The organism is Vibrio sp. VPAP30, assembly GCF_001188205.1.
Lineage (GTDB): Bacteria > Pseudomonadota > Gammaproteobacteria > Enterobacterales > Vibrionaceae > Vibrio > Vibrio bivalvicida.
Map to the genome: position 1 here is coordinate 1 of NZ_LBLS01000023.1, position 1,017 is coordinate 1,017.

Here is a 1,017-nt window from a genome sequence, read left to right on the forward strand (position 1 = left end):
CTTACCAAAGTTCTGGTAAGCAAATTCAGTGGCAGCCTTCTCCACATAGGGCGTTACCTTAGTTTGTTGGCTTTCCGCATATGTTTCAAGCAACGTCTTCTCAAGGCCTGGGGCATTGCTACGCTCGGTTAAATAGAGACGAGGTGGTTGAGATGCCCACCTTTTCCGAAAGGCCTCATTGATTGATTTAACGGTCAATTGGTCTCGTAGTTCATAGAATATGGATAGGTCGGTTTGTGGTGATGCGATAACGTAACCACTATCAACGGCATTCATGACTCTGTTAGCAAGAGTGTCACTGGACGAATCCCCAGCCGTTTCGACACTAAGCTGTAGTTGATTTTCTAACGCTGTAAGCTGCTTCTTTATCTCATCTTCGGTAAAACCGAACTCAACCGCTTGACGTAATTTTTGCTCTAGTGTTGAGAGGCCAAATTCCCAATCTCTATCTGCTGTTGTCACCCCGATTTGACTTACACGAACAGATTCTAAGCTTATCTCTGATGACATACTCGGTGACAGAATTCGACCGCCACTTTCGTACGCTAATGTGTCAATACGATTAATCAAAGCCCTAGTGCTCAGTAAGTGAGTCCAGTACTCTAGATTGAGTGCCTTACTGTTGGCTTCAGGTGACTCCTTCTCGAGAAAGTTAAATTCTATTCGCGTCTCTACATTTGGATCTGTAAACACTTTCGCTTCAACTTTACTCGGCAACACGACGTTAAACTCCGGGTCAACAGCGGGCTGAAACTCTTTATTGCGCCAGTCAGAAAAGAAATGTTTAACGCGTTCAAGCATAACGTCATGACTCACATCGCCAGCCAAAACCAGAGTCGTATTCCTTGGCGCGTAATAAGTTTGATAAAAACTTCTTAGGTCCTTTTGGGTGACTTGATCCATCCCTTTGATTGTCCCAAGGCCAATTTTATTGGGTAGATTTGCTCCTGCATAAATATAATCTGAAGAGTCAAGGAAACGGTCCAGCCCTACCGACTGACGCTCACGAACTTCAGA

1 protein-coding gene is annotated in these 1,017 nt (G+C 44.5%); it reads right to left on the minus strand.

Translation table 11 applies throughout. From position 1 onward, the window contains the following. Positions 1-1,017: M16 family metallopeptidase (locus tag ZX61_RS09765; RefSeq protein ID WP_150114986.1), on the minus strand; the 1,017-nt coding region annotated here is incomplete at both ends.